The organism is Methylobacterium sp. A52T (genome assembly GCF_053346095.1).
The window spans coordinates 1-3,844 of record NZ_JBKFBI010000252.1; the positions used below are offsets into that span (position 1 = coordinate 1).

4 protein-coding genes and 1 pseudogene are annotated in these 3,844 nt (G+C 74.6%); 4 read left to right on the top strand and 1 reads right to left on the bottom strand.

What is annotated here, in order from left to right; genetic code table 11:
• The 4 genes and pseudogenes from ACLBYE_RS29895 to ACLBYE_RS29910 form a co-directional block, all read left to right on the top strand.
• Positions 1-327, top strand: a pseudogene (locus ACLBYE_RS29895) (methyl-accepting chemotaxis protein); the annotation flags it as partial.
• A 130-nt stretch (positions 328-457) separates the two neighbouring features.
• Positions 458-874: an FKBP-type peptidyl-prolyl cis-trans isomerase gene (locus tag ACLBYE_RS29900; RefSeq protein ID WP_026605341.1), complete on the top strand. Its 417-nt coding sequence runs from the start codon at positions 458-460 to the stop codon at positions 872-874.
• Positions 875-910: 36 nt separating this feature from the next.
• Entirely contained in the window at positions 911-2,281 is a 1,371-nt protein-coding gene (locus ACLBYE_RS29905; RefSeq protein WP_091679805.1) for a Wadjet anti-phage system protein JetA family protein, read from the top strand.
• 123 nt (positions 2,282-2,404) lie between these two features.
• Positions 2,405-3,010 (top strand): DUF4194 domain-containing protein, encoded by a 606-nt coding sequence (locus ACLBYE_RS29910; RefSeq protein ID WP_447696937.1) that lies wholly within the window; start codon positions 2,405-2,407, stop codon positions 3,008-3,010.
• 168 nt (positions 3,011-3,178) lie between these two features.
• Here the strand turns inward: ACLBYE_RS29910 and ACLBYE_RS29915 are convergent.
• Positions 3,179-3,844, bottom strand: a 666-nt coding sequence (locus ACLBYE_RS29915; protein ID WP_447696936.1) for a methyl-accepting chemotaxis protein, incomplete at its 5' end; no start/stop codon positions are given.

Below are 3,844 nucleotides of genomic sequence, written 5' to 3' on the forward strand. Positions count from 1 at the left end.
GGGCGGGTGCAGGCCTCGACCGGCCAGGCCGTCGCGGCGATCGGGACGATCACGGCCCGGATCCGGGACATCGACGGCGTGGCGACCACGATCGCGGCGGCGGTGGAGCAGCAGGGCGCGGCGACCCGCGAGATCGTCCGCAACGTCGGTCAGGCGGCGCAGGGCGCGGCCGCGGTCACCGGCCACGTCGCCGGCGTCGCCGCGGCGTCGGGCGCCACCGAGGCGGCGGCGGGCGAGGTCCTGGGCGCGGCCGCCGCCCTGTCGGCCCAGGCCGAACACCTGACCGAAGAGGTCGGCCGCTTCCTCGACGGCGTCCGGGCCGCCTGAGCGCGCCCCCGAGCGCGCCCCCAAGCGCGTCCTGGGGCGCCGCCGGCCGCCTCCCTGGCCTGGACGGGTCCGAAACGATAGAAGGCCTCCCGACGGCCGGCGCGCACGGCGCCGGCTCCAGGGAGATACCATGCCTCGCCTGTCCCCCCTCTTCGGAGCCGCGTTGATCGCCATGACCACAGCCGCCAATGCCGAGACCGTGACCACCCCGTCGGGCCTCAAGTATCAGGACGAGGTCGTCGGCACCGGGCCCGAGCCGAAGGCCGGCCAGACGGTCACCGTCCAGTACACCGGCTGGCTCGACGAGGGCGGCAAGAAGGGCAAGAAGTTCGACTCGTCCCGCGACCGCAACCAGCCTTTCAGCTTCCCCCTCGGCGCCGGCCAGGTGATCAAGGGCTGGGACGAGGGCGTCGCCACCATGAAGACCGGCGGCAAGCGCACCCTGATCATCCCGCCGCAGCTCGGCTACGGCGCCCGCGGCGCCGGCGGCGTGATCCCGCCGAACGCCACGCTGATCTTCGACGTCGAGCTCCTCGGCGCGAAGTAAGCGGCACGGCTGCGCGACGGCGAGAGTTTCGAGACGATGCTGTTCGCGCAGCTGTCCGACGAGCTGTTCAAGCCGCTGGCCTCGCCGAGCCGCGGCTTCAACGCGGCCCTGCTCCTGCACCTGCACCGGCGCGTCCTCGGGGCCGAGCCGGTGCGCAAGGCCGAGCTCCTGGCCGAGATCGGCGACTTCGCCGCCGGCTGGAGCGACCCGGAGGTGAGCGGCGACGAGCCGATCTCGGCCGACCCGGCCGAGCGCCGCACGGCGCTCTACCGGCGCCTCCTCGACACCGGCTGGCTGATCGAGCGCCGCGAGCGCTACGTCCCGGTCGCGGAGTTCGACCCGGAGGCCCGCCTTCTCCTGGAGGAGCTGTCGCGCCTGGAGCGTGGCGAGACCCGCTCCTACGGGGGCGCCGTTCTGGAGGTGCTGGGCGGGCTCGAGAGCGCCCTGTCGGACCCGGCGAACCGGTCCGAGGCGCTGTCCAACGCCGCGCGGGGCGCGGCCGCCTTCCTGTCCCACGTGCGCGGGCTCGCGGCCGGCATGCGCAAGGTCGAGGAGCGCATCCTGCGCGAGCCCGACCGCGCCAAGACCTTCCGGCTGTTCTTCGAGGACTTCGTCGAGCGCCACCTGATCAGCGACTACCGGACGCTGCACACCCGCTTCAACCCGTTCCGCTTCCGCGCCAGCGTGGTGCGCGAGGCCGGCCGGGCGCTGCGCGACGCCCTCACGGTCCGGGCCCTGGCCGAGGGCCTGATCCGCGAGGGGCGGAGCGCCGATCTCGACACGGCGCAGCGGGCCGTCCGGGCGGATCTCGCCCAGATCCTCGCGGTGTTCGAGGGCCTCGACAACCACCTCGACGCCGTCGACGCCGTGGTGGCGCGCCTGGAGCGCCGGATCGCCTCCGCGCTGCACGTGATGGACCGCCCGGACCCGAGCGGCGTCGAGCGCGTCGCCGCGATGCTGCGCGCCGTCGGCGGGTCGGAGATCGCCCCCGAGGTGCCGGGCGACGTCTCGCTGCTGCGGCCGCCGATCGGGCACGCGCATCTCCAGGCGCCGCGCGCCCGCAAGTCGGCCATCGACATGGAGCCGCTGCCCGACATCGAGGACGACCCCGTGGTCGACGCCTTCGCGGCCGCCAAGGCGGAGTTCCGCCGCCGCACCACCGTGACGCCCGAGAGCATGAGCGCCTTCGTGGAGGCCCGGCTCGGCAAGGCGGTCCGGCTGCGCGGGTCGCAGATCGTCATCGCGGGCGTCGACGACTTCATCGTGTTCCAGCGCCTGCGCGAGATCGACGTGCTGTTCGACGCCAAGCTCGGCGCGCGCTACGCCCTGACCCGGCTGCCCGAGCGCGTGGTCAACGGCTGGCTGGACTGCCCGGATTTCCTGCTGGAGCGCCGTCCCCGTGCTTGAGGGCTTCCGCGCGATTATCGACGGCGACGAGCCGCCGCCGCCCGGCGCCCGGGCGCCGGGCGCCGGGGGGCTGTGCCGCGCCCCCCAGGTGGTGGTGGGGGGGGAGGGGGCCCCCGCGGCTCGATCGCGGGCCCCGCCGCCCCCCCCCCCCCCGCCGCGGGGCCCCCGGACGCCGAGGAGCTGTGCCGCGCCCTCCAGGTGCTGCTGAAGGGGCAGGTGATCTACGCCGAGACGCAGGGCATCGGCCGCTCCTACGAGCTCGCCCGGCACTACGCGCCGTTCTTCACCGACTATTTCGCCTGCCTCGGCTACGCGCTGACCGTCTCGCACCGCGACCAGATGGTCTCGCTGAGCCCGGCCGCCGACGCCCCGCGCCACGACATCGTCTCGGAGCGCCTGCGCAAGGACGAGACCCTGGTGCTGCTGGCGCTCCGGCTCCTCTACGAGGAGGGCCTGCGCGACCACCGGGCCGGAACGGACGGGATCGTCGACTGCACCACCGACGAGATCGTCGAGAAGATCCGCGCCGTGGCGCGCAACGAGCCCCCCGAGGAGGGCCGGCTCGCCGACATCCTGCGCCTCTACGCCAAGCGCGGCGGCCTGCGCCTCGGCGAGCGCGACCGGGTCGAGCGGGTCACACCGCTGTCGCTCCTGCCGGGGCTGACGGTGCTGGCCTCCGACGCCTGGATGGAGCGCCTGCGGGCGTGGTCCGAGGCCGGCGAGGCCTGATTCCGTCGTCCGGTCGACCAGCCCGGCGCCGTCTCTGCGAGCGGAGCGAAGCAATCCAGCCGGCGCCACGATTGTGGCGTCGCGCTGCCCTGGGTCAATTCGCTGCGCTCGCGATGACGGCGTGAGATACGTCAATTGCGACCTGCGGCCGAGACCGCGTGACCGCGCTCAGGCCGCCCGGACCGTCGCCAGGAAGTGCTCGACCTCGCTGCCGAGATGGGCCGCCTGGCGGGCCATCTCGGAGGCCGAGGCCAGGACCTGCGCGGCGGCCGCGCCGGTCTCCTCGGCGGCGCCGGCGACCCCGCTGACATTGACGGTCACCGACTCGGTCCCGGTCGCGGCCTCGGCGACGTTGCGGACGATCTCCTGGGTGGCCGCGCCCTGCTCCTCCACCGCCGCCGCGATGGAGTTGGCCATGCCGCTGATCTCGCGGATGCGGCCGGCGATGCCGTCGATGGCCTGGACGGCCTGGCCGGTCGAGCCCTGGATCTGCGCGATCTGGGCCGAGATCTCGGCCGTTGCCTTGGCGGTCTGGTCGGCCAGCGCCTTCACCTCGGTGGCGACGACCGCGAAGCCGCGGCCGGCGACGCCGGCCCGGGCCGCCTCGATCGTGGCGTTGAGAGCCAGCAGGTTGGTCTGGCTGGCGATCGCCGAGATCAGGTCGACCACCTCGCCGACCCGGCGCGCGCCGGTGCTCAGGGCCTGGACGAGGTCGGCCGTGGCGGCCGCCTCGCGGACGGCGGCCTGCGCCAGGTCCGCCGAGGAGCCGACCTGGCGGCCGATCTCGTTGACCGAGGAGCCGAGCTCCTCGGCCGCCGCCCCGACCGTGGTGGC

Bases quoted from the DNA above. Each gene is read 5' to 3' on its own strand.
- ACLBYE_RS29900 (WP_026605341.1), top strand. From the start codon at position 458: ATGCCTCGCCTGTCCCCCCTCTTCGGAGCCGCGTTGATCGCCATGACC.
- ACLBYE_RS29905 (WP_091679805.1), top strand. From the start codon at position 911: ATGCTGTTCGCGCAGCTGTCCGACGAGCTGTTCAAGCCGCTGGCCTCG.